General features: G+C 60.4%; 20 protein-coding genes. 14 read left to right on the forward strand and 6 right to left on the reverse strand.

Annotation, left to right across the window (positions count from 1 at the left end; translation table 11 throughout):
- Positions 1-29 precede the first annotated feature (29 nt).
- Together AC6CHO_RS11485 and AC6CHO_RS11490 are read left to right on the forward strand one after the other, a co-directional pair.
- The gene (locus AC6CHO_RS11485) at positions 30-1,448 is read left to right on the forward strand and encodes an alkaline phosphatase family protein (RefSeq protein WP_444660408.1); all 1,419 of its coding nucleotides are present in this window, start codon (positions 30-32) and stop codon (positions 1,446-1,448) included.
- A 228-nt stretch (positions 1,449-1,676) separates the two neighbouring features.
- Positions 1,677-3,878, forward strand: a complete 2,202-nt coding sequence (locus AC6CHO_RS11490; protein WP_498215103.1) for a PQQ-dependent sugar dehydrogenase — start codon at positions 1,677-1,679, stop codon at positions 3,876-3,878.
- A 118-nt stretch (positions 3,879-3,996) separates the two neighbouring features.
- Here AC6CHO_RS11490 and AC6CHO_RS11495 read toward each other — a convergent pair whose 3' ends face one another.
- The 4 genes from AC6CHO_RS11495 to AC6CHO_RS11510 form a co-directional block, all read right to left on the reverse strand.
- Entirely contained in the window at positions 3,997-5,145 is a 1,149-nt protein-coding gene (locus AC6CHO_RS11495) for an ROK family protein (protein WP_498215165.1), read from the reverse strand.
- Between the two features lie 203 nt (positions 5,146-5,348).
- Positions 5,349-6,416, reverse strand: a complete 1,068-nt coding sequence (locus tag AC6CHO_RS11500; protein WP_498215104.1) for a polyprenyl synthetase family protein — start codon at positions 6,414-6,416, stop codon at positions 5,349-5,351.
- 9 nt (positions 6,417-6,425) lie between these two features.
- Positions 6,426-7,514, reverse strand: a complete 1,089-nt coding sequence (locus AC6CHO_RS11505) for an ABC transporter permease (RefSeq protein ID WP_498215105.1) — start codon at positions 7,512-7,514, stop codon at positions 6,426-6,428.
- Complete coding sequence (locus AC6CHO_RS11510) at positions 7,511-9,031, reverse strand: sugar ABC transporter ATP-binding protein (protein WP_498215106.1); 1,521 nt, start codon at positions 9,029-9,031, stop codon at positions 7,511-7,513. Before AC6CHO_RS11510 ends, AC6CHO_RS11505 begins: the two co-directional genes overlap by 4 nt.
- Before the next feature lie 152 nt (positions 9,032-9,183).
- Between AC6CHO_RS11510 and AC6CHO_RS11515 the strand changes: the two genes are divergently transcribed.
- The 3 genes from AC6CHO_RS11515 to AC6CHO_RS11525 all read left to right on the forward strand — a co-directional run bounded on the left by AC6CHO_RS11515 (position 9,184) and on the right by AC6CHO_RS11525 (position 12,520).
- Positions 9,184-10,227, forward strand: coding sequence for a substrate-binding domain-containing protein (locus tag AC6CHO_RS11515; protein ID WP_498215107.1), 1,044 nt, complete (start codon positions 9,184-9,186; stop codon positions 10,225-10,227).
- 91 nt (positions 10,228-10,318) lie between these two features.
- On the forward strand, positions 10,319-11,467 hold the full coding sequence (locus AC6CHO_RS11520; RefSeq protein ID WP_498215108.1) for a Gfo/Idh/MocA family protein: 1,149 nt from the start codon (positions 10,319-10,321) through the stop codon (positions 11,465-11,467).
- Positions 11,468-11,515: 48 nt separating this feature from the next.
- Positions 11,516-12,520 carry a sugar phosphate isomerase/epimerase family protein gene (locus tag AC6CHO_RS11525; RefSeq protein ID WP_444660400.1) on the forward strand — a complete coding sequence of 335 codons (1,005 nt, stop codon included), beginning with the start codon at positions 11,516-11,518 and terminating at the stop codon, positions 12,518-12,520.
- 114 nt (positions 12,521-12,634) lie between these two features.
- On the opposite strand, the gene AC6CHO_RS11530 is transcribed toward AC6CHO_RS11525, so the two are convergent.
- Positions 12,635-13,819 carry a heparan-alpha-glucosaminide N-acetyltransferase domain-containing protein gene (locus tag AC6CHO_RS11530; protein WP_498215109.1) on the reverse strand — a complete coding sequence of 395 codons (1,185 nt, stop codon included), beginning with the start codon at positions 13,817-13,819 and terminating at the stop codon, positions 12,635-12,637.
- Between the two features lie 67 nt (positions 13,820-13,886).
- Here AC6CHO_RS11530 and dapA point away from each other — a divergent pair, with 67 nt between their 5' ends.
- Both dapA and AC6CHO_RS11540 read left to right on the forward strand, forming a co-directional pair.
- Positions 13,887-14,798 carry a 4-hydroxy-tetrahydrodipicolinate synthase gene (dapA, locus tag AC6CHO_RS11535; protein WP_444660398.1) on the forward strand — a complete coding sequence of 304 codons (912 nt, stop codon included), beginning with the start codon at positions 13,887-13,889 and terminating at the stop codon, positions 14,796-14,798.
- A gap of 19 nt (positions 14,799-14,817) precedes the next feature.
- The gene (locus AC6CHO_RS11540; RefSeq protein WP_498215110.1) at positions 14,818-16,524 is read left to right on the forward strand and encodes a ribonuclease J; all 1,707 of its coding nucleotides are present in this window, start codon (positions 14,818-14,820) and stop codon (positions 16,522-16,524) included.
- Positions 16,525-16,602: 78 nt separating this feature from the next.
- Here the strand turns inward: AC6CHO_RS11540 and AC6CHO_RS11545 are convergent, their stop codons facing one another.
- Positions 16,603-16,824 carry a hypothetical protein gene (locus tag AC6CHO_RS11545; RefSeq protein ID WP_498215111.1) on the reverse strand — a complete coding sequence of 74 codons (222 nt, stop codon included), beginning with the start codon at positions 16,822-16,824 and terminating at the stop codon, positions 16,603-16,605.
- Positions 16,825-17,106: 282 nt separating this feature from the next.
- Between AC6CHO_RS11545 and AC6CHO_RS11550 the strand changes: the two genes are divergently transcribed.
- The 7 genes from AC6CHO_RS11550 to AC6CHO_RS11580 all read left to right on the forward strand — a co-directional run bounded on the left by AC6CHO_RS11550 (position 17,107) and on the right by AC6CHO_RS11580 (position 23,254).
- Positions 17,107-17,934, forward strand: coding sequence for an ABC transporter ATP-binding protein (locus tag AC6CHO_RS11550; protein WP_498215112.1), 828 nt, complete (start codon positions 17,107-17,109; stop codon positions 17,932-17,934).
- Positions 17,931-18,617, forward strand: a complete 687-nt coding sequence (locus tag AC6CHO_RS11555) for an ABC transporter permease (protein ID WP_498215113.1) — start codon at positions 17,931-17,933, stop codon at positions 18,615-18,617. The genes AC6CHO_RS11550 and AC6CHO_RS11555 overlap by 4 nt, the downstream gene beginning before the upstream one ends.
- On the forward strand, positions 18,614-19,345 hold the full coding sequence (locus tag AC6CHO_RS11560; protein WP_498215114.1) for an ABC transporter permease: 732 nt from the start codon (positions 18,614-18,616) through the stop codon (positions 19,343-19,345). The genes AC6CHO_RS11555 and AC6CHO_RS11560 overlap by 4 nt, the downstream gene beginning before the upstream one ends.
- Positions 19,342-20,244 (forward strand): ABC transporter substrate-binding protein, encoded by a 903-nt coding sequence (locus AC6CHO_RS11565; protein ID WP_498215115.1) that lies wholly within the window; start codon positions 19,342-19,344, stop codon positions 20,242-20,244. The genes AC6CHO_RS11560 and AC6CHO_RS11565 overlap by 4 nt, the downstream gene beginning before the upstream one ends.
- A gap of 328 nt (positions 20,245-20,572) precedes the next feature.
- Positions 20,573-21,514, forward strand: a complete 942-nt coding sequence (locus AC6CHO_RS11570; protein ID WP_498215116.1) for an ABC transporter substrate-binding protein — start codon at positions 20,573-20,575, stop codon at positions 21,512-21,514.
- Entirely contained in the window at positions 21,511-22,425 is a 915-nt protein-coding gene (locus AC6CHO_RS11575) for a histidine racemase CntK family protein (RefSeq protein ID WP_498215117.1), read from the forward strand. Before AC6CHO_RS11570 ends, AC6CHO_RS11575 begins: the two co-directional genes overlap by 4 nt.
- Complete coding sequence (locus AC6CHO_RS11580) at positions 22,418-23,254, forward strand: SAM-dependent methyltransferase (protein WP_498215118.1); 837 nt, start codon at positions 22,418-22,420, stop codon at positions 23,252-23,254. The genes AC6CHO_RS11575 and AC6CHO_RS11580 overlap by 8 nt, the downstream gene beginning before the upstream one ends.
- The last annotated feature ends 3 nt before the right edge of the window (positions 23,255-23,257 follow it).

The following is a 23,257-nucleotide window of genomic DNA, read 5'->3' on the forward strand; positions in this document are numbered from 1 at the left end:
ACGTCCTACCAATTTTGTACAGGAGCAATGTGAAACCCGTACTGCTACTTAACGTCGTCGGATTGACCTCCCGGGCGCTGGCGCGCATGCCGCGGCTTGCGAAATTGGCCAACCAAGGCTGGTCGGCAAAGCTGGGCACCGTTTTGCCTGCCGTCACCTGCTCGGCCCAGGCGACCATGCTGACCGGCCTGTCTCCGGCCGAGCATGGAATTGTTGGCAACGGCTGGTATTTCCGGGAACTGGGGGAGGTGCACCTGTGGCGCCAGCACAATCGCCTGGTGGCTGGAGAAAGCATTTGGGAGACCGCCCGGCTGCAGAAACCCGAGTACACCTCGGCGAATATTTGCTGGTGGTACGCGATGGGAATGAGCACCGACCTGACGGTGACTCCGCGACCTATCTATCATGCTGACGGGCGCAAATCCCCTGACGCATACATGCGGCCACCCGAGCTGCATGATGAATTGGTCGGTGCCCATGGTGAATTCCCGCTGTTCCAGTATTGGGGTCCGACCGCGTCCATAGCCTCCAGCCGATGGATCATCAACTCAACCAGGCATGTTATTCGTACCCGTGCACCGCACCTGGTGACTGCCTACCTTCCGCACCTGGATTATGACCTGCAGCGTTTCGGCCCTCGCTCGGCAAAAGCGGACGCTGCGGCGGCCGAACTGGATGCCGAATTGGCCCCATTGATTGATGAGGCCGAAGCAGATGGCTACACCGTGATGGTTGTCGCTGAATACGGCATCGAAGATGCGCATACGCCGGTGGACATCAATCGAGAGCTTCGGCGCGAAGGCCTGCTCGAAGTTTACGTTCAAGACGGACGCGAGCAGCTGGACCCCTGGACCTCAAGGGCATTCGCCGTCGCGGATCATCAAGTCGCCCATGTTTACGTGAAGAACGAGGCCGACATCGGACGAGTGGCGGCTATATTGCGTGCCTTGGACGGTGTTGACGAAGTGCTTGATCGGGAGGCACAGGCCCGGTATGGGCTGGATCACCAGCGCTCCGGGGAACTGGTTGTCGTGGCTGAACCCGGTGCGTGGTTCACCTACTACTTCTGGCTGGACGATTCGCGCGCGCCAGAATATGCCCGCGGGGTGGATATCCATCGAAAGCCAGGCTACGACCCGGCTGAGCTGTTCTTTGACCCTGCTGACCGTTGGGCGAAGGCCAAGGCAGGAGTAAACCTGCTCAAGAAGAAAGCGGGCTTGCGGTATGCCATGAGCACTGTTCCGCTGGATCCTTCCTGCGTGAAGGGCACACACGGGCGCCTGGCGGAATCTGCCCAGGACATGCCATTGATCCTCTGCTCGGATGTCTCGGTGTCAACCGAGATCTCGGCCCTTTTGGAGTCGGGCCGAGCTGTGCCGGCAAAGTCGGTGAAGTCGCTGGTCCTGCACGCGCAGGGCCTCGAATCGTCGGTGGCTTCATCGGTTTGATATCCACCAACACGCATTTTGGCGTTTGATGCAACAAAATGAAATCAAGGTCAAGATTGCCTCTTGACCTTGATTTCGTGCGCAATTTAGCGGGTGCGGGTGAATGGAAATATTAGAATTTTCTGAGTTTGTTTTGTGAAACCACTAGCAAATTGTGAGACAAGCCACTAACGTTCCAATTGACCCGATTCGACCAGCTCCGAATCAATGGCGACAAGGAAGTGAACCATGAAAGTCAACCGAACAGGGAACGCGGACAGAGCTCCGCACGGCGTGGTTTCCGCGCACTTTTCCAAACGACATATGCTGCGCGCGAGCGCCGGGCTTGCTACAGCAGCTGTGCTTGCCTCGGCCCTAGCCGGCGTGCCGGCTTCTGCCCAGCCCAAGGCCCCGGTGCCGGTTGTGCCAGCGGACTCGGCCTTCCAGAAGGTAACGCTCAATGACAGTCCCGGCGAGCCGATGGATCTCGCAGTCCTGCCCGATGGGAGTGTTCTGCACACCACCCGCAGTGGCGAAGTGTGGCTCAATGATGCCACCAGCGGCGTCAACTCCTTGGCAGCCGAAGTGGACGTATACCGCCACGACGAAGAGGGATTGCAGAGCATCGCCTTGGACCCCAAGTTCGGCACCGATGGCAACAACTGGGTTTATCTGTACTACGCGCCGCCGATGAACACCCCAGTCGACGATCCTGAAACCGCCGATATCAACGAGGGCGATGCCCCGGTCAGCGGCACCGCAGCCGACTTTGAACCCTTCAACGGCGTCAACCGGTTGTCACGATTCCAATTTGATGGAAAGTCAATCGATCTGGACACCGAGCAGCAGATCATCGATGTTTCGGCAACCCGCGGCCTGTGCTGCCACGTTGGCGGCGATATCGTCTTCGACGCGAAGGGAGACTTGTATCTCTCAACCGGAGACGACACCAATCCATTCGTGTCCGGCGGGTACTCGCCGATCGACGAGAACCCCGAGTCCAATCCGGGATACGACGCCCAGCGCACTGCGGCAAACACCAACGACTTGCGCGGCAAGGTCTTGCGGATCACCCCGAAGGATGGCGGCGGCTACACCATCCCGGACGGCAACCTGTTCGAAGAAGGCACCGACGGAACGCGCCCAGAGATTTACCTGATGGGTCTGCGCAACCCATTCCGCATCGATGTCAATCAGAGCACCGGAGAGCTTTACGTTGGCGACTATTCGCCCGATGCCAGAAGCGCAAACCCTGACCGGGGACCTGCTGGAACCGGCAAGTGGCTCATCGCCACGGAACCAGCGAACTATGGATGGCCATACTGCGCCACCGAAAGCCTCCCGTACAACGACTATGACTTTGTCACCGGTGTTTCCGGCGAGAAGTTCAACTGCGCTGCACCGGTGAATGAGTCACCGAACAATACCGGCCTGACTCAGCTGCCACCCGTGGCCACTGCAGATGTCTGGTACACCTACGGCCAGTCGGAGCAGTTCCCAGAACTTGGCACCGGAGGCATCGGCCCCATGGCAGGGCCAGCTTATGAATTCAACGCAGAAGCAACCCGTGGAGCACGCCCGGTGGCCTGGCCATCCTATTTCGATGGCAAAGCGCTCTTCTACGAATGGACCCGCGACTACATCAAGGGCATGACGGTTGAAGATGGTTCACTAGTTTCCATCGAGAACGTGATTTCCTCGATTGTGACCGACAATCCGATCGATATGGAATTCGGTCCGAACGGTGCACTGTATATCCTCGAATACGGCGACGGCTACTTCGGCGAAAACGAAGATGCCCAGGTCGCGCGCATCGACTATATCGGTGAGGGCGGCAACCACAGTCCCGTCGCAGTTGCCTCGGGAACTCCTACTGTTGGCACTTCGCCGCTGACTGTTGAATTCTCCAGCGAAGGCACCGCCGACGCTGACAATGACAAGCTGCGGTACGCCTGGGACTTCGATTCCGATGGCGTTGTGGATTCCACCGAGGCATCCCCGGCCTACACCTACCAGGAAGACGGCAAGTACACTGCCACGCTGACCGTAACCGACTTCGGTGGCAAGCATCGCGGGCGCCATTCTTCAGCTGAAGTAGAAATTGAAGTGGGCAACCAGCAGCCGGTCATCGAGTTCATCACCCCGGTTTCGGGCCAGGCCTTCCAATTTGGCGATACCGTCAGCTATGAAGTCAAGGTTACCGATGACCAGCCAGTTGATTGCTCGCTGGTGGAAGTGAGCTACATCCTGGGCCACCATACCCACGGACATCCGCAGACCACCACCAAGGGCTGCACCGGCTCCTTCGTCACCACGGTGCCAGAGGGCCACGACCCTGCAGTAGATGATCTTTCTGCAGTATTCAATGCCACGTACACGGACCAGGGCGACGGCGGCTCGAAGCCGCTCACCGGTACCGCCGAAGTGGTTCTGGAAGCGGCCAGCAACTAGAAGCAAATTGGCTGATCCAGGCAAAAAGGCGGTTGGACCGTTCCCTGAGGGGAATGGGCCAACCGCCTTTTTGGCCTGTGCAATACAGCCTGCGAGTTTTTAGTCCTGCGCCGGCAGTTCAGGAATCGATGGGCGCCGGTGATGCCGTGCCAAGCACGCGGGCTGGATCAGCCAGCAGCTCGGTGAACGCCAGCTCGGCCGCTCCGACCAAAACCGGATCTTCACCCAATGGAGCCAGCTCGATGGCAACTTGTTCCCGCGCTGAACGTGCCCCGCCGACACGGACGGCGTCTTCGAGCAGCGCGGGCATCGTCCTGGCCAAGATGCGCAGGAAACCACCGAGCACAAACACCGATGGATTCAGCTGATGCACCAGGGCCCGCAGCGCTACGGCCAGGAGGCGGGATTGCCTTTGGAGAATTTCAAGCAGCGCTTCCGGGGCGTTGCCCGATTCAAAGAGCCCAAGAACCGTGGATTCGAGATCTTCGGCTTGTCCGGATGGAACCCCGGTCGCGCGCAGAAGTTCCTCGCGGGTCACTTCTGCTTCCAGGCAGCCTGCAGAACCGCACGAACAATTGGCGCCATCGGTGCGTACCAGCAGGTGGCCGATCTGGCCGGCAAAACCAGTAGCCCCCTGCAGCAACTGGCCGCCGCTGAGGATGCCGCCCGCGATGCCGCTGGCGCCGCCATAGAGGTATACAAAATCCGAGACGTCGCGGCCGGCGCCAAAGGCTGCTTGCGCGCGTGCCCCGACAATCGCGTCATTGGCGCATGAGACGGGCAAGTTGAGCGCAGCAGACAGCTGCGCGGCCAAGGGCTCTTCTTGCCACCCCAGCTGCGGGGCTTCGATAACGGTTCCGTCGGCCGGATCCACCAGACCGGGCACGGCAACACCGACGCCGACTACTCGACGATTCTCGGGCAAGGACGTGGCCATGCCTGTGTAGATTGCCGAAACGATATTTACTACTTCGGCGGTGGATGGGGGCGCAACAGTGTGGAAGCGCACCGGGTTCACGATGCGTCCGCCCAGGGCCACCAAGGCGACATTCACGGCGTCCAGATCCGGATTCACGGCCAAGGCGAGCACACCGGGGCCGGGGCTGATCATGATGGAAGGGCGGCCGTGCTGCTGGCGTTGATCCGGTTCGTTTTCAAGAACCAATCCCAGCTGCGCCAATTCGCCAACGAGCGCGGCGATGGTCGAGCGGTTCAGGCCGGTGACCCGAGTCAGTTCAGCACGGGAGATTCCCGCGGAGCAGTGCACCAGTGTCAAGACAGTGGAGAGATTATGCTGCCGGGTAGTGTCGCGATTGCTGCCGAGCCCAGCACCGCTTGCACGGGCACTCGCAGGTTTCCTCGAATTGCTTTCCACGTCCGGATGGTCCCTTCTTGGCAGGACCTTTGCGCCTGCTCCCACAACCATCGTATCTGCACCAAAGCGATAAATACGCTCGTGCTCTCGGCGGTTCAGACTGCAGTTGCGGACAGGTGGACGCGATTGACTGATGCCATGAGCAGGCTGCCCAGGCGCTCTCGCAGGCGATCGGGAATTTCGTCAATGGCCAAGCAGCCCAGCGCTTTTTCGGCATGCTGAACCGCTGAGGCGATGGCGTAGTCCTTGGCGCCGCAGGCAATAAGCATGGCGCGGATTTTTTCTGCTTCAGATGCAGTCATTTGCGGTGTGCCAATGAGCCCGGCGACGCTGTCCCACTGTGGCTGGGTCGCAGCGTAGGAGAGCAGGATGGTCCGCTTGCCTTCGCGCAGATCACCCCAGCGGGATTTGCCGGTTTGGCTTTGCTCGCCGAAGACGCCCAGTACATCGTCGGCAATCTGATAGGCGATGCCGGCAAAACGGCCAAAAGATGCCAGCGCGGATCTCGCCTGTTCAGGGGCGCCAGCCAGTATCGCTCCGGCGTGCAGCGGGGCTTCGAAAGAATAGGCGGACGTCTTGTGGCGCGCAGTGTTCAGGATTTCTTCCAGCGGCGGCATGTCCTGGCCGAGGCTGGATTCGATATCGAATAACTCGCCTCCCACCGAAGCGAAAATAGCCTGGTCCACAACGCAGTGCAGCTCGCGGTGGAGGGCCTCGGAGACCGGCAAGGACCGGATCACCTGGTAGACGCCGGCCAGGGCAAGATCGCCGGCGAGGATTGCAGCGCAGGCCCCGGCATGGTCGGCCGCGGCGGGGCTGGCACCTCGTTGCAGGGCTGCGTTCCTGTAGGTGGCCGCGACATTGGGCGAGCCACGGCGCAGCAGGTCCCGGTCGATGACGTCATCGTGGACCAGCAGGGCGTTATGCAGCAGCTCGAAGGCGGCTGCCACCCCGGTCGCCTCGGTGGCAGATGTGCCACCGAGGCCGGAATAGGCAAGGAGCACTAGGCGTGGACGGGAGCGGGAGCCTCCACGCGAGGTGCGTTCGAGCGCTTCCCACAGTTGCAGGTAGCTTGGCCCCTGAGCGGCTGCACGAAGTTTCGATTCCATGAAAAATCGGTGCAGCCGCTGCTCGACCAGCGCCAGGCCAACATCGAGATCCACGCGTGGCTCCTAGGCCTTGAGAGGTTGCTTTTTGGCCTTGCGCATTTTGCCGGAGGCGAAGCGCTGCTGCAGCAGGACGGCCAGCACGATGATCGCGCCCTTGGCCAGTGCCTGGACCGAGGTGTCCATGTTGTTCTGGGTGAACACGTTGGTCAGGGTGCTGAAGATCAGGACGCCGAGAACGGTGCCCATGATGGTGCCTCGGCCGCCGACCAGCAGCGTTCCGCCGACAACGACCGCGGCAATTGCGTCCAGCTCGTAGAGGTAGCCGTGGGTCGAGGTCCCGGAGGTCGTGCGTCCCATCATCATCAGCCCGGCAATGCCTGCGGCGACGCCGACCAGTACGTAAAGCGAGACGATGTGCCGCTTGACCTTGATACCGGCCAGGCGCGATGCCTCAAGGTTTCCGCCGATGGCTACCGTGCGGCGTCCGAAGGTGGTCCGGTTCAGCAAGAACCACCCGGCGGCCGCGGCCAAGGCGAAGATCCACACGAGTACCGGCACTCCCAGGAAGTCGGCGCGCATGAACTTGGTGAAGCCGGTATTGGTTACCAGCAGGGTCCGGCGTTCCGAGATGATTTCGGCCAGCCCGCGGGCTGCCACCAGCGTGGCCAGGGTGGCAATGAACGCCACCACGTTGCCGTAGGCGATGATGACGCCGTTGATCAGGCCGGCCACGGCGCCCACGAGCAGCGAAACGACAACCATCAGCAGCCAGGTGGACTCGGACGCGGCAGCCTGGACCGCCGTCAAGCTGCCGACCACAGAGGTCAGCCCCAAGACGGATCCGACCGACAAATCGATGCCGCCAGCGGTGATGACAAAGGTGACGCCGATGCTCAACACGCCGATGATCGAGGCGTGCCGCAGGATGACAAGCATGTTCTCCGAAGACGTGAAACGATCACCGCTGGTGACCAGGCCGATCAGGACCAGCACGACCAAGGCGACAACCAAGCCGAGGCTCCGCCCTGCTGGCCCGTGCATCAGGTTCTGCAGCACGCCACCGGAGCGGCCGGTTGTGGAGAGGTGGTCGATTGGCTTCTGGGCCGAGGTCTGTTCAAGTTGCTCGGCAGCTTGGGTCTTCTGCTTGCTCACGCGGCACTTCCCTTCATGACTAGGTCGAGCACACCGTGCTCGTCAATTTCAGTTGCTGTTTTCTGGGCGAGGACCTGTCCATCGTCAATGACCAGGACATTGTCGGAGAGGCCGAGGACTTCTTCGATCTCGCTGGAAATGATGATGATGGCGGTCCCGGCATCTGCCAAGCGGCGGATCAGCATATAGATTTCTGCACGAGCTCCCACGTCGACGCCACGAGTAGGCTCATCGAGCAGCAGCACCGTCGTACCGTGTACCAGCCAGCGGGCCAGCAGGATCTTTTGTTGATTTCCGCCGGAAAGGGTTCTCGCCGGTCGCTGCGGATCGGCGGGGCGGAGTTCCAGGGCATCAATTTGCTCCCGGGCTGCGCGCCGCTCTGCCGATTCGTCCAGCAATCCGGTGCGCGCGAAGCGCTCGAAGGTGGAGAGCGTGACGTTCTTGTAGATCGGCTCGTCCAGGATCAGGCCCTGGCTCTTTCGCTCCTCGGGGGACAGGCCGATGCCGGCGTCCACCGCGGAGGTCACCGAACCGGCGGTCAGCTTCTTTCCCTTCACGCGGACCTGCCCGCCGGTGGCCTTCCGGGCACCGTAGATGGTTTCTACGATTTCCGAGCGCTGAGAGCCGACAAGTCCTGCAAAGCCGAGGATTTCTCCGGCGCGCACGCTGAAGCTGAGCTTTTCGAAGTGGCCTGCCAGCTGCAGTTCGGCGACATCGAGAACCACTGGGGCATCGGCCGGGATGGCGGTCCGTTCAGGGAAGACGTTGGCGACATCGCGTCCGGTCATCCTCCGGATGAGCTCGGCCTTGGGCGTGTCTGCCACGTCCAGGTTATTGGCGGTGCTTTGCCCATCCTTGATCACGGAGATACGGTCGCCGATCTCGCGGATCTCTTCCAGACGGTGGGAAATGTAGACGACGGCGATGCCTTGGGACGTCAATTCCCGGACCACGCGGAACAGGTTCTGCACCTCTCCTGCGTCGAGGATCGCGCTTGGCTCATCCATGATGATCAGCTTGGTGTCGCGGGAGAGTGCCCGGGCCATGCTGACAATTTGCTTGTTAGCGGCCGAGAGCGTTCCGACCTCGCGTGATGGTGAGAGGCTGCCGTGGCCCAGCCGGCGCAGAAGGGTTCGCGCGACGGCATTGGCCTTTTTCACATGCAGAACCCCTCCGGTGGCCTGCTCGTGGCCCAAGAAGATGTTTTCGGCAATGCTCAGGCCATCGACCACATCGAGTTCCTGGTACATGGTGGCGATGCCGAGCCCCAGCGCAGCCGTGGGGGAGGAGATGCCGACCTTTTCTCCTTCCCAGAAAATTTCGCCGTCGTCCGGCTGGTGCACGCCGGAGAGGGTTTTGATCAAGGTGGATTTGCCGGCGCCATTTTGTCCCATGACGCAATGGACCTCACCAGGGAGCACGGACAAGTCAACGCCCTTGAGCGCTTGAACGGCTCCGAATTGCTTCGTGAGCCCGCGCACTTCGAGGAGCGGACGTGGATTTTCATCTTGCATCATGTGATGAATCTAACACATTATGTCGGCGATCGGTAGAAGTTCGTCGATTTTCCCCGAACTTCTGTTATTGTGACAATAGTCACGCACGCTGGTGCCCGAACAGTTCGGTTTGCACGCGGCGGCGCTGCACCTAACTCACTGAGGAGATAGACATGCTTGCAGTTCCTTCCGGACGGAAAATGCTCATCACTACCGGTGCCCTTCTAGCGGTCGGCGCACTGATCACCGGCTGCTCGTCGGATTCCGGTGGCGGTAGCGCCCAGCCCTCGAATGCCTCAAGCGAAGGCAACGCCGCGGCGGGCGACGAAGTGGTCATCGGCTTCTCGGGCCCGGCTGCCGACCACGGCTGGCTCGGCGCAATCAACTCGGCCGCCATTGCACAAGGCGATTCGCTGGAGGATGTCGACTTGCGAGTTGCCGAAGGCACCAACGATGCCAACTTGCAGATCAGCCAAGTTGAGCAGTTCATCAATGACAAGGTAGACGCGATCGTTCTGCTGCCTACCGACGGCGCTGCGCTGACCGCCGTGGCGACCAAGGCCATGGACGCGGGAATTCCAGTCATCAATGTGGACCGCGAGTTCTCCAGTCCTGCCGCCGCCCGCACCACCATTCTGGGCGATAACTACGGCATGGGCCGTAGCGCCGGCGAATACATCTGCGAGCGTCTTGGCGACAAGCCCGATGCAGTTGTTGCGGAAATCCCGGGCGTCGATTCCCTGCCGCTGACTCAAGACCGCAGCGAGGGCTTCGCCGACGCGTTGAAGACCTGTGGCCTGGATGTCGACAACCGCGTGCCAGCTGACTTCACCGTCGCCGGCGGCGAAGCGGCCGCTTCGCAGCTGCTCGCGGCCGCGCCAAAGATTGATGCCATCTGGAACCACGACGATGACCAGGGCCATGGCGTGCTCGCGGCCATCGACAGCGCTGGCCGCGATGAATTCTTCATGGTCGGTGGCGCTGGTTCCAAAAACGCCATGGATCTGATCAAGGGCGGTGAATCGGTGCTGGAAGCCACGGTTCTCTACCCATCCACCCAGGCGGCGGACGGTGTTCGCCTGGCACGACTGATCGCGCAGAACAAGGCCATGAGCGACCTGGTCGAAGTTGAGGTGCCCAAGCGCATCGTTTTGAATGCACCGGTTGTCACCTCGGACAACGTCGACCAGTACCTGCCGACGGCGTTCAGCTCCTAAACCGAGCACAAGGCGTTTCGGGGTGGCTTGCCTTGCACGGTTCAGCCGCCCCGAACGCGATCCCATGAAGATCCACAGCAGGAGGAAACACATGCCCAACCAAAAACCAGCCTTGAAAATTGCCCTCATCGGGCATGGATTCATGGGTGCTGCGCATTCACAAGGATGGCGAGTCGCGCCAAGGTTTTTTGATCTTCCGTTTCAACCAGAAATGACGCTGCTGGTTGGCCGCAACGCCGCCGGCGTCGACGCTGCTGCGGAAAAATGGGGCTGGTCTGAAACGTCAACCGACTGGCGCACCGCCATAGAACGCGAAGACATTGACGTAGTCGACATCGTCACGCCGGGGAATTCGCATGCAGAAATAGCCATTGCCGCCCTGGCCGCCGGCAAGCACGTGCTGTGCGAAAAGCCTTTGGCCAACACCCTTGAAGAAGCCGAAGCCATGGCTGCCGCAGCCCGCAACGCGGACAAGGGTGTCCAGGCGATGGTCGGATTTACCTACCGCAGGGTGCCCGCTGCAACCTTTGCCCGCGACCTGGTGGCCAGCGGAGCGATCGGGCAGGTGCGCCAGGTGCGCGCCGCCTATCTGCAGGATTGGCTGCACGATGAGCGTTCGCCGTTGACTTGGCGGCTGCAAAAGGAGCACGCCGGCACCGGCGCACTGGGTGACATCGGAGCCCATGCCGTGGATCTCTCCCAATTCATCACCGGCCAGAAGATTGTTGGAGTGAGCGGCCTGCTTCAGACCTTTGTCAACGAACGCCCGTTGCTCGATGCACCCACGCAGCTGGGTCCGGTGAGCGTGGATGACGCTGCAGCGTTCACGGCTCGATTTGATGGGGGAATTCTCGGCACATTCGAGGCGACCCGCATGGCCACCGGGCGCAAGAATTCATTGCGCATTGAGGTCTCGGGATCCAAGGGGGCAATTTCCTTTGACCTGGAGAACTACAATTCGCTGGGCTACTACGATGCAACGGCAACGTCCACCCGCCAAGGATTTACGCAAATCATGGTGACGGAGCCGGAGCACCCCTACATCTCTGCCTGGTGGCCCACCGGACATACGCTGGGGTATGAGCACGGATTTGTGCACCAGGCCAAGGATTTCATTGATGCCATCGGGGCTGGCCAGCAGCCAGAGCCGTCATTCGACGACGGGCATCAAGTGCAGTGCGTCCTGGACGCGGTCCAGCGCAGCGCAGCCAGCAACAGCACGTGGACCACCACAGCATAAGGAACACCCAAGGCAGCACGAGGGAACCAAACGAAAAGGAGCCAACGGATGGCACGCGATTTCACCCTATTTACCGGCCAATGGGCCGACTTGCCCCTAGAGGAGGTGGCACGTCTGGCAGCAGGTTGGGGATATGACGGCCTGGAGATCGCGGTCTCCGGTGAGCATCTTGACGCGTGGCGGTGGGATGATGACGACTACATCGCCGAGCGCCTGGGGATCCTGGAAAAATTTGGTTTGAAGGTCTGGGCCATCTCCAACCACCTCAAGGGACAGGCAGTGTGCGACAACCCGATCGACTTCCGCCATCAGGCCATTGTAGGAGACAGGGTCTGGGGAGATGGAGACCCCGAGGGCGTGCGCCAGCGGGCTGCCGAGGAAATGAAGAACACCGCACGGCTGGCCAAGCGCCTAGGCGTTGAAACCGTCGTCGGTTTTACCGGGTCCTCGATTTGGCAGTATGTCGCCATGTTCCCGCCAGTGCCGGCAGAGGTCATCGACGCTGGCTACCAGGACTTTGCTGACCGCTGGAACCCGATCCTGGATGTTTTTGACGAATGCGGTGTGCGCTTTGCACATGAAGTCCATCCATCGGAGATTGCCTATGATTACTGGTCGACGGTCAAGACCCTTGAGGCCATCGGGCACCGCGAGGCTTTTGGGCTGAACTGGGACCCGAGCCACATGGTGTGGCAGGGCATCGACACGGTGGGTTTCATTTCGGACTTCGCCGAGAAGATCTACCACGTTGATTGCAAGGACACCCGCATGCGGATGGGCAACGGCCGCAATGGCGGCCTGGGCTCGCACCTGCCATGGGGCGACCCGCGCAGGGGATGGGATTTTGTCTCGGCCGGCCGTGGGGACGTGCCTTGGGAAGATGCATTCAGGGCCCTGGCCGCGATCGGTTATGAAGGCCCGATTTCCATCGAATGGGAAGACGCTGGCATGGATCGGCTCTACGGCGCGCCCGAGGCGCTGGCGGCGTTGAAGAGGCTGGATTTCCCCGCTTCGTCGACTTCCTTCGATGCGGCTTTCAAACAGGACGCATGAAAACAAGGATGATCTGATCCGTTGCAGGTTTCGGCCGGGACTGGCTCCCGGCAGGGACCGGCAGCGGATCTTCTCTGTGCGCTGCCAGCAAGGTCAAGCTGGAACCAAGGCAGATCAGAACCTCGGACCGGGCCCTGCTTTTGGCGTTGGCTGGCCATCGGCTCCGCTGAGAACCCGCACGCATAATTCCAAGGGCCCAGAAGCCCTGGTGAATCCCAGCCAGATACCGCAGCAGGCAGTAGCCGCGCACAAGATCCACCAGATGGCTGAAGGCTCCAGGATGTCATCGAGCAGCGGGAGCAGAACCAGATGTCCGGCATACAAGGTGAGCGGAGCGCGTCCAGCGCCAGCAAGTACCCGGCCGAGCACGCCAAGGCGGGGCACGAGAAGCAGTAGGACTCCAAGCACTGCAACAGCGCAGCTCGCCGAATGCACGGTGGCAAGCAAGGCGTTGCTGTGCCCAGTTGGAAGCCACAGGTACTCGACACTGGCCAAATATGGGTCCAGTGCTGTCCCCGGCAACCGACCGGTAGTAATGAGCGTTGGGACAAGAGACGGAAGCGCTCCGGAAGCCGCCGAAATTTGGCCGGTGAAACCCAGGCTCATAACGCGGCCGACGATGTAGCTGATCGCTGCGATGGCACCGCCGGACACGGTGAGCACTGCGGCTGTCTTTTGGCTCCCCAAATCGCAATGTCCCAGTGCGACACCCAGGAGCCCGTATCCAAACCAAACCAGAAGCGGGTAGTAGCCGGTAACGGTGAGATCCTGGAACAACGGCCCCGGGGACAGCAGGTCGCCAAAGCTCGGATTGTGGCCGAGGGATTGCCCCAATGAGCCTGCAGCCAAGGGGCGCCAGAACAGTGGCGCGAAGACCAGCCAGAGCACTGAGACTACCCAAATGGTTGTTCTCGGAAGCTTGAGGACCAGCGGAAGCAACAGAAATAGTAGTCCATAGTGGACAAGAATGACTGCGATGCCTTCATTTATCGTCCCAATTACCATTCCGAGCACGGCAATAATTAATGCTCTCAAGGCAAGGACTGAGTAAATCTTAGGGTGGGAAAAGCCCCTGCGAGCCAGGGAACCAGTCATGAGCGTCAGCGATAATCCGGCCAAAACCATGAATAGAACAGAGGCCCGCCCAGAGGCTGCAGCCCCGGTAAATGTAGGGGAGTAGGCACCTGGGCCGCGGTATTCATAGAGCGGGAAAATGTGCGCCGCGAACATCCCCAAGATGGCCACAAGGCGTGCTGCATCAACCGCCAGAATGCGTCGTGGCTTCGCCGAAATGTCCATGGAAACATCGCACCACGGAAGTGGGGATGGATGCCATTGCAACATGCGCAAGTGTAGATTTAAAGCCATGGCTACAAGTGCAATTGATAATCAGGCATACCCATTTGGCACCGTGCTCACTGCAATGGTCACCCCCTTCACCGAAGCGGGGGAAGTTGACTACGCGCTCGCAGCCAAATTGGCCCAGAAGCTCGTCGATGATGGATGCGACGGACTAGTCGTCACCGGCACCACCGGCGAGACCTCGACGCTGAGCGACGAAGAGAACATCCAGATGTTCCGCACCGTCGTCGCGGCAGTCGGCGACCGCGCCGCGGTGCTGGCCGGTTCGACGACCAACGACACCCGCCACTCGATCAAGCTCTCGCTTGCCGCGAAGGAAGCTGGTGTTGACGGTGTGCTGTTGACCACCCCGTATTACAACAAGCCAAGCCAGGCCGGCGTCATCGCGCACGTCAAGGCCATTGCCGAAGCCGTCGAGCTGCCAATCATGCTCTACGACATCCCAGGGCGCACCGGGATCGCACTGGCACCGGAAACCATTATCGAACTCGCCAAGATTCCACAGGTCATCGCGCTGAAGGATGCCAAGGCTGATTACCAGTCCACCACCACGGTGCTGGCCAAGACCGATCTGCACGTCTACTCGGGCGACGATGGATTGACCCTGCCATTGATGGCAGCCGGTGCTGCCGGCGTGGTTTCCGTCACGGCTCACGTTGCAGCCGCGAAGTACCGTACGCTTGTTAATGCAATGCATGCAGGTGATTTGGCGACTGCACGCACCACACACTTTGAGCTGGACGCGATCCAGCGCGGCATCATGGGCCACATTCAGGGCGCCGTGGCCGCAAAATATGGACTTCACTGGCAGGGTGTCCTGCCGAACACCGTCGTCCGGCTGCCGCTTGTGGCACCGTCGGACGCAGAGCTCGATGCCATCCGCGCGGACCTACGTGAAGGCGGATGGGATCTGTAACGAAAGGGACTAACTACATATGACTGAGAGTTCAGTAGGCAAGGCCGACTCTGCACGCTTGCAGACTCCGGGTCGGCTGAAGAAGGGGACAATGCGCATTGTTCCCCTCGGAGGCTTGGGCGAGGTTGGCCGAAACATGACCGTTTTCGAGCTCAACGGGAAACTGTTGATCGTCGACTGCGGTGTGCTCTTCCCCGAAGAGCACCAGCCTGGCGTGGATCTGATCCTGCCGGACTTCTCCTACATCAAGAACCGCTTGGCAGATGTGGTGGGCGTAGTGCTCACCCACGGCCACGAGGACCACATCGGTGCCGTCCCTTACCTGCTGCGCCTGCGCGAAGACATCCCACTGTACGGGTCGAAGCTGACCTTGGCCTTCGTGGAAGCAAAGCTGGCAGAACACCGGATCAAGGCCAACACCAACATTGTGGTGGAAGGCGAGATCGCGCAGATCGGCAACTTCGAATGCGAATTCGTGGCCGTGAACCACTCGATCCCAGACGCCCTGGCCGTGTTCTTGCGGACCGAAGCCGGTACCGTGCTGCACACCGGCGACTTCAAGATGGACCAGCTGCCGCTCGATGGCCGCATCACCGACCTGCGCCACTTCGCGCGCTTGGGCGAGGAAGGCGTGGACCTGTTCCTGCCTGACTCCACCAACGCCGAAGTGCCCGGCTTCACCGTGGCAGAACGCGAAATCGGCCCAGTGCTTGAAGCCAAGTTCGCCCGTGCCCGCCGCCGCATCATCGTCGCTTCCTTCTCCTCGCACGTTCACCGCGTGCAGCAGGTCCTGGATGCCGCCGCGATGCACGGCCGCAAGGTGGCCTTCATCGGCCGCTCGATGGTGCGCAATATGGGCATCGCCGAACGCTTGGGCTACCTGGACATCCCGCAGGGGGTGCTGGTTGACCTCAAGCAGATCGACTCGCTGCCTGACCACAAGGTCGTGCTGATGTCCACCGGTTCGCAGGGCGAGCCAATGGCTGCGCTCTCGCGCATGGCCAACGGCGAGCACAAGGTGCAGATCAACCCGGGCGACACCGTCATCCTGGCCTCGAGCCTGATCCCGGGCAACGAGAACTCTGTCTTCCGCGTGATCAATGGCCTGATGCGCCTGGGCGCCGAGGTCATCCACAAGGGCATGGCCAAGGTCCACGTCTCCGGCCACGCCTCGGCCGGCGAGCTGTTGTACTGCTACAACATCCTGCGCCCGAAGAACGTGCTTCCGGTCCACGGCGAAACCCGCCACCTGATTGCCAACGGCCGCCTGGCCGCGCAGTCCGGCGTTCCGGAGGAAAACGTGCTGCTGGCAGAAGACGGCTCTGTCATCGACATGAAGGATGGCGTCGCCCAGCTGGTAGGCCAGGTTGAATGCGGCTACGTCTACGTTGACGGTTCCAAGGTAGGCACCATCACCGACGATGACCTCAAGGACCGCGTCACCCTGGGCGAAGAAGGTTTCATTTCGGTGATCACCGTGATCAACCGCCAGAATGGCACCATCATCTCCGGCCCCGACATCCACGCTCGCGGTGTGGCGGAGGAAGACTCCGTATTCAACGAGATCAAGCCGAAGATCGCGGCCGCGATTGTGGAAGCGGTATCGAATAACCCGAACCACTCCACGCACCAGCTGCAGCAGATCACCCGTCGCGTGATCGGCTCGTGGGTTTCGCGCAAGCTGCGCCGCCGCCCAATGATCGTTCCGGTCGTTCTCGAAGCCTAGGCTTCTGCAACTAAAGCCCCAAACCAAGAACTTGGTTTGGGGCTTTAGCTGTCTCCGGGCTTGTCGGGCCCGCTATGCCTAGAGCAGTCCCTGCACTCCGGGCAACTGCGCGGGCCGATACGGCACCATGCCGACTACGTGGCCCTCGCAACCTTCTGGAGCACTGGCATCCTGCCACTCATCGCACTGGATGCGTCGCAGCACGCGCCCGGTTTCCACTTCCATTTCGATCACCGTATCCGACTGGGCGGGCACCCAATGGCCCAGTTCCTTGCCCGTGCCCACATCTAGCAGTTTCACGGATTTCCAATCATCCGATGGGGCAGGAAAAACTTCACTCGCCGACGCGGCAGCGGCAAATGCCAGAGTTGCGGCAAGTAATGATGGGCAGAGAACCAGCAGAGTACGAAGCTTCACGATATTCTTCCAGGAGTGTCGGGCATTGTAACCAATCCTACTGTTGATCTATTAATTTGCCTTTAAATTCCCAGCCACTTGGGTGCAGTGTTGAGCCTGTGCCGTGTATCGGGAAGTACTTCGATGGGGCAGAATGACTTCAGAGCCGTCTTGAGGAGTCGAGAAGTGATCGAATTCGAAAATATTTCCAAGCACTATCCTGATGGCACCGTTGCTGTCAGCGACTTCAGCCTGGAGATCCCGGCACATACTTCAACCGTTTTTGTCGGATCCTCCGGCTGCGGCAAGACGACCTTGCTGCGGATGATCAACCGGATGGTGGACCCCAGCTCTGGTTCGGTGCGCATCGACGGCGAGGACATTTCGGAGAAGAACGCTGTGGAGCTGCGACGCAGCATTGGATACGTCATGCAGAATTCGGGACTGCTTCCGCACTTCACCGTGGCAGAGAATATCGCAACCGTTCCCCGGCTGATGGGGGAGCCAAGGAACTCCTCACGCCGCAGGGCGCTGGAATTGATGGATACCGTTGGGCTCTCCGATAGCATGGCCGACAGATACCCGCACCAGCTATCTGGTGGCCAGCAGCAACGCGTCGGAGTCGCCCGGGGCTTGGCTTCGGACCCCAACATCTTGCTTATGGATGAGCCCTTTGGCGCGGTGGATCCGATCGTCCGCGCAGAACTGCAAACTGAGCTGCTGCGATTGCAGAAGGAACTGGACAAGACGATCGTATTTGTCACCCACGATATCGATGAAGCATTCTTGCTGGGGGACCAAGTCGTCATTCTGGCTGCCGGTGCCCAGAAGCTCCAGGTGGGCAGCCCGAGCGAAATCATCGAAAATCCCGCCAATGACTTTGTCGCATCCTTCATCGGCGCCGAGCGCGGGTCCAGGGCGCTGAGCGTCAAGCAGACAGCCCAAGGGCCGGTGCTGGTCGATGCCCAGGGCAAGACCCAAGGCCGACTCGTCGAAGACAGGGCCCATCCATGACCTGGATTTCAGAAAACCTGGCACTGATTGCCTCGTTGTCCCTTGAGCATCTGCGCCAATCGCTGATCGCGATCATGATCGGGTTTGCGCTGTCCATTCCCTTGGGCTGGATCGCCTGGCGCTATAAGCTCGTGGGCGGTCCATTGGTCACGCTGACCGGTTTGCTCTACACCATTCCCTCGCTGGCATTGCTGATGATTCTTCCGGTGATCACCGGCATGAGCGCCATTAGTGAAGCCAACTTGATTGTCGCCTTGAGCATCTATGCGGTAGCGATTATGGTGCGCACAGTCGTTGACGGCCTGGATTCAGTTGATTCTGCAGCGCGTTCTGCTGCCACAGCCATGGGGTTCGGCAGCGCCCGCCGGTTTTTTGCCGTTGACCTGCCATTGGCTGGGCCGGTAATCCTGGCGGGCTTGAGGGTGACAGCGGTCAGCACGATCTCGCTGGCCACGGTCGGGATTCTGGTTGGTGTCACCAACCTGGGTTACTTGTTCACCAATGGCCTGCAGCGACGCATCATCGCTGAGGTGTTTTCAGGGCTGTTGGCCGTGGCGCTCATTGCGTTAGCCGTCGACATATTGCTTGTTCTGCTGGGCCGCTGGCTCATGCCGTGGAGCCAGAAAGACCGAAAGCAAAAGGCCCGCGGCGCTGCGGGCAGCAGGCAGGCGGTGTCCTCGTGAACTTGCTCGTCGAAGCGTTCAAATGGCTTGTTGCTACAGGGCAATGGGAAGGCAAAGCAGGGCTTCAGGTACTGCTGGGACAGCATTTGCTCTTCACCTTGCTGTCCGTGGCCATTGCCGGAATCATCGCCATCCCCGCCGGTTGGGCCATTGGCCACACCGGCAAGGGGCGCGAAATTGCGGTGGCCGCTGCTGGCATCGCCCGTGCAGTGCCCTCCTTCGGCTTGCTGATATTGCTGGTGCTGCTTTTCGGAGTCACGCATAAGCCGGAAGCCGCGCTCGTGGCCTTCGTGGTGCTCGCAATTCCTTCGCTTCTTGCCGGCGCCTACACCGGTTTTGAAGCCATTGATCGCAAAACCGTTGATGCGGCCCGGTCCATGGGAATGACTGAATGGCAAATCTTGTTGAAGGTTGAGGTCCCCTTGGGGCTTTCATTGCTGGTCGGAGGGATCCGGGCAGCTGCCTTGCAAGTCGTTGCTACGGTGACCATCGCCGCATATGTAAATCTTGGTGGACTTGGACTTCCGATTATCACGGGATTGAATCTGCGGCGCTTTGACATGGTGCTCGGCGGCGCCGTGATGGTTGCGGTCCTGGCGCTATTACTCGATTTGCTTCTGGCTCTCGCGCAGAAAGCTGCGGTTCCCCGTGGATTGGGCTCCCAAAGAACAACACCAAAAAATCAAGATGCTGGTCGCTTGCAAGTACAAGATAAGGAACTGACATGAGATTAAAACAGGCAACACGGGTGGCAGCGGTGGCTGCAGCAGGGACTCTGGCCTTGGCCGGTTGCTCCAGCTCGGACCCACTAGCTGCGCAGAGCAGTTCCGAGCAGTCGGGATCGGGGAAAGTCGTTGTAGGATCGCAGGCCTACTATTCGAACGAGATCGTCGCTGAAATTTACGCGCAGGCCCTGGAGAATTCCGGCCTGGACGTTGAACGGCAGTTCAACATCGGACAGCGTGACGCGTACATGCCCCAGTTGGAGAATGGAAGCATCAACGTCTTCCCTGAGTACACGGGCAATCTGCTGCAGTTCTTCATGGAAGACACCGAGGCCCGCTCATCTGCCGATGTCTACAATGAGCTCGAGAAACAGCTTCCAGGATCACTGGCTGTCTTGGACGAGGCTGAAGCTTCTGACCAGGACTCCTACACGGTCACCCGCAAATTTGCCCAGGACAATGATCTCAAGAGCATCGAAGATCTCGCACTTGTCGAGGACCAGCTGACTCTTGGCGGACCACCTGAACTGGCCGAGCGCCCATACGGGCCCAAGGGCCTGGAGAGCACCTACGGGGTGAAGGCCGATTTCTCGGCAACAGGAGACACCACGGTGGAAGATCTTGTTGCAGGAACGGTCAACGTGGCCAACGTGTTCACCGCGGATCCGCGCATCAAGACCGAAGATCTCGTAGTTCTCGAGGATCCCAAGTCGCTCTTCCTCGCATCCAACGTGGTGCCGGTGGTGACAGAGGATCAGTCCTCGACGCTGGGGGAGGTCTTGAACCCGGTCAGCGAGAAGCTTTCGGCCCAGGACCTGATCGACTTGAACGTGCAAAGCACTGTTGAGAAGAAATCAGCGGCCGACATTGCCAAGGCGTGGTTGGCTTCTGAAGGGCTCTGACTCGTAGCCCGTTCAACGAGCGGCTTTTTGCGCAAACGGCCGCCATGACAAGAGAAATCTTGGCATGGCGGCCGTTTCCCGTATCCGGCTGCGGAATTCTTTCATTGCTACCTGGACCAAGGCCTGCTTGTTTTGACTAATGATAATGATTCGCATTAGTGTTTAGGTTTGTTGGCCGGATTGGTGCCGAAATCCGGTGCTGATAGATGGCCTGCAATGAACGGAGCACTGATCAATGAAGAAAATGAGTCCTTGGATGCTGGCGATGCCAGCTATGGTCTTGGCCTTTGCCACTGGCTGCAGCAGTCCGGCAGGGGGATCGGACAGCATGTCCGCAAGCACTGGCACCAGCACCGGCACGGAGAACATCACGCTGGATAGCTGCGGCAGGACTGTCGAATTCGACAAGGCGCCCTCGAGCGTCCTGGCCGTCGGCTCAGAAGCGCCTTCCTTGCTCATGGCCGCCGGGGCTGGCGACAAGCTCACGCATTACGCGGGAAGCCTGAACGTCCCGTTCGACGAGCAGACCAGGGCAATCGTCGAGAATGCCGAGCGGATCACCGAGGATTCCCATGACGTCTCCTATGAAATGATCCTGAATTCCGGAGCCGATGTAGTGATTGGGACGGATATTGCTGCCGGAGTCGATCTGAATTCGCTGGCCGAGCGCCTGGAAAGCGCCGGCGTCAAGATGCTCACCGTCAGCGGCTATTGCGCCGGATTCGAGGACCGTTCGACCGGAGGCCTCAGCGGCTTCGAGCAGATCTACAAGGATGTGGAATCCTACGGCCAGCTTTTCGGCACCGAAGAGACTGCCAAGGAATCAGTCGACCAGATGCGCGATCGCGTAGCTGCGGCAGCACGCGGCATCAAAGGGCAAGACGGGCAACGCGGGCTTCCGCTGTACGTCCCGACCTCGGGGGCCCTGGGATCCTACGGACATGAATCATTGATCGATGAGCAGCTGGATCTGCTGGGCATGCAAAACGTCTTCAGCGACGTGCCGAAACGCTACTTCGAACCCTCCAACGAAGAACTCGTGAACAGCGACGCCGACAAGCTCTTCGCCATGTACCTGCCAACAGGGTCCTCCGGCCTGGAAACAGATCAGCAAGTCCTTGACGAAGTCCGCCAACGCGCTGAGCTAAAAGGACTGCCGGCTCTCCAGGATAAAGACGCTATCGTGCCGTTGAACTACTACTATTCCTCGCCGGGGCCGCTGGCCGTGGATGGCGTTGAAATCATGGCAAAGCAGCTGGCCCAGCGATGACCCGCGCTGATCTGCGCCCCCGAACAGCGGGGATTGCGCGGCATCGATCGGCGCATGCCCGGCCTCGCCGTCCAAGCCAGGAACTGGTCCACGGGGCCCGGCCAATTGAATTCGTGAAGCTGAGCCCGGCATCGAATACCACCGTCCTGGTGACCAGCCGCCATGCGAAAAGCCATTACCCATCGATAGCTCGCCAGCTGATGCGCACCGAACATGTCCATGCTGAGCAAGTCGGGTTTGTCCTTCCGCCTCGCGCCCCCTCCGCCCAAACCCGGCTGCACATGGCCGGGGGCGAACTTTGCGCCAACGCCTGCATGTCGCTAGCGGCATTGCATGCGGCGACCAGCACCGAGAGCGGCGAGCTGAGCCTGCGCATTGAAACTTCCGGTGCAGAACAACCGCTCCATTCCACAGCCCAGCGGCTGGAAGCGGGGTACCGATGCCATCTGCAATTGCCCCTGCCGCAGCAGATTGAACCGTACCCGCTCTCCGGAGCTGCCGGCTGCGCATTAGTCCGGTATCCCGACGCCGTGCACCTGATCATCGAATGCCAAGCATCGGATCGCGCTGAACGCCACCGGGCGCAAAGATTGGCGCTGGACCTGGAAAGCACCCAGGGCGCATCAGTCATCGGAATCATGCTCTACGACCCCAGCCGGGGCAAGCTGGCCCCGCTGGTGAATGTCCCGGCGCTGGGCAGCCTGGTCTGGGAAAGCAGCTGCGGATCGGGAACGGCTGCGCTCGGCGCCTACCTGGCGGCAAAAGCCGGAAGCGATATTGCGGCCGAGATCAAGCAACCCGGTGGCACCATGCACGTCAAGGCGCGTTGCAGCAAGGCCGCCATCACTGATCTGTGGATCAGCACCGACATCCAAATCGTCGCCCAAGGAACGGCATATATCCATGACTGATTTCCCGCTTGCCACCACCGACGCCGTGCGGCAACCGCTGTCCGCAACGCTGCACGGCTATCTCGGCAAATTCACCGAAGCCGCCCACCACTACGACGGATCCACGCACCAGGCAGAACGCCTGGAAGCGCTGCTGGGCGCATACTCGGCCTTGATCACCGATCCGGGCAATGAACCGGAATATGCCCAGCTGGCAGCCACCGAGTCCGGGAGCATGCTGGCAGGGCAATTGCGCGCCCAATCCGCCCGGTGCGTTGCGATCCTCGAGAAATACCGGGCACTGCATCTGCTCAACGGGAAGACCGGTGCCGACGGCTATTTCTCCAACATCGAATCATGCATCGATGAAGAATTCGGGGCGGTCGCTCCGAAAGCCCAGTCAAAGGTCCTGCTGATCGGCTCAGGCTCCTTCCCGATGACCCTGCTGAATCTTGCCTCGCGCACCGGGGCCACGACAGCAGGCATCGATATCGATCCCGAAGCCCTTGATCTTGGCCGCCAAGTAGTTCAGCTACTGGGCGGCAACCTGAAGATCACGCTCAGCTGCGAGCCGATTGAAGAACTGGAGTTCTTGCGCGAGGCAACGCATGTGGTCATCAGCTCCACGGTGCAGGCAAAGTACCAGATGCTGCACCGGATGCACCCATTGACCCGCGACGACGTGGTGGTGGCCATGCGCTACGGCGACGGCCTGAAATCGCTGTTCAACTATCCCAAGGAGCCGGTGGATGCACAGCGCTGGAAATTGGCCGAAACCATTGAACAGCCGCAACAGATATTCGATATCGCGCTGTATTCCAAGCAACGCCCCCACAGGAAAGGCAACTAGCCC

This window comes from Glutamicibacter sp. GQ173 (genome assembly GCF_059759215.1).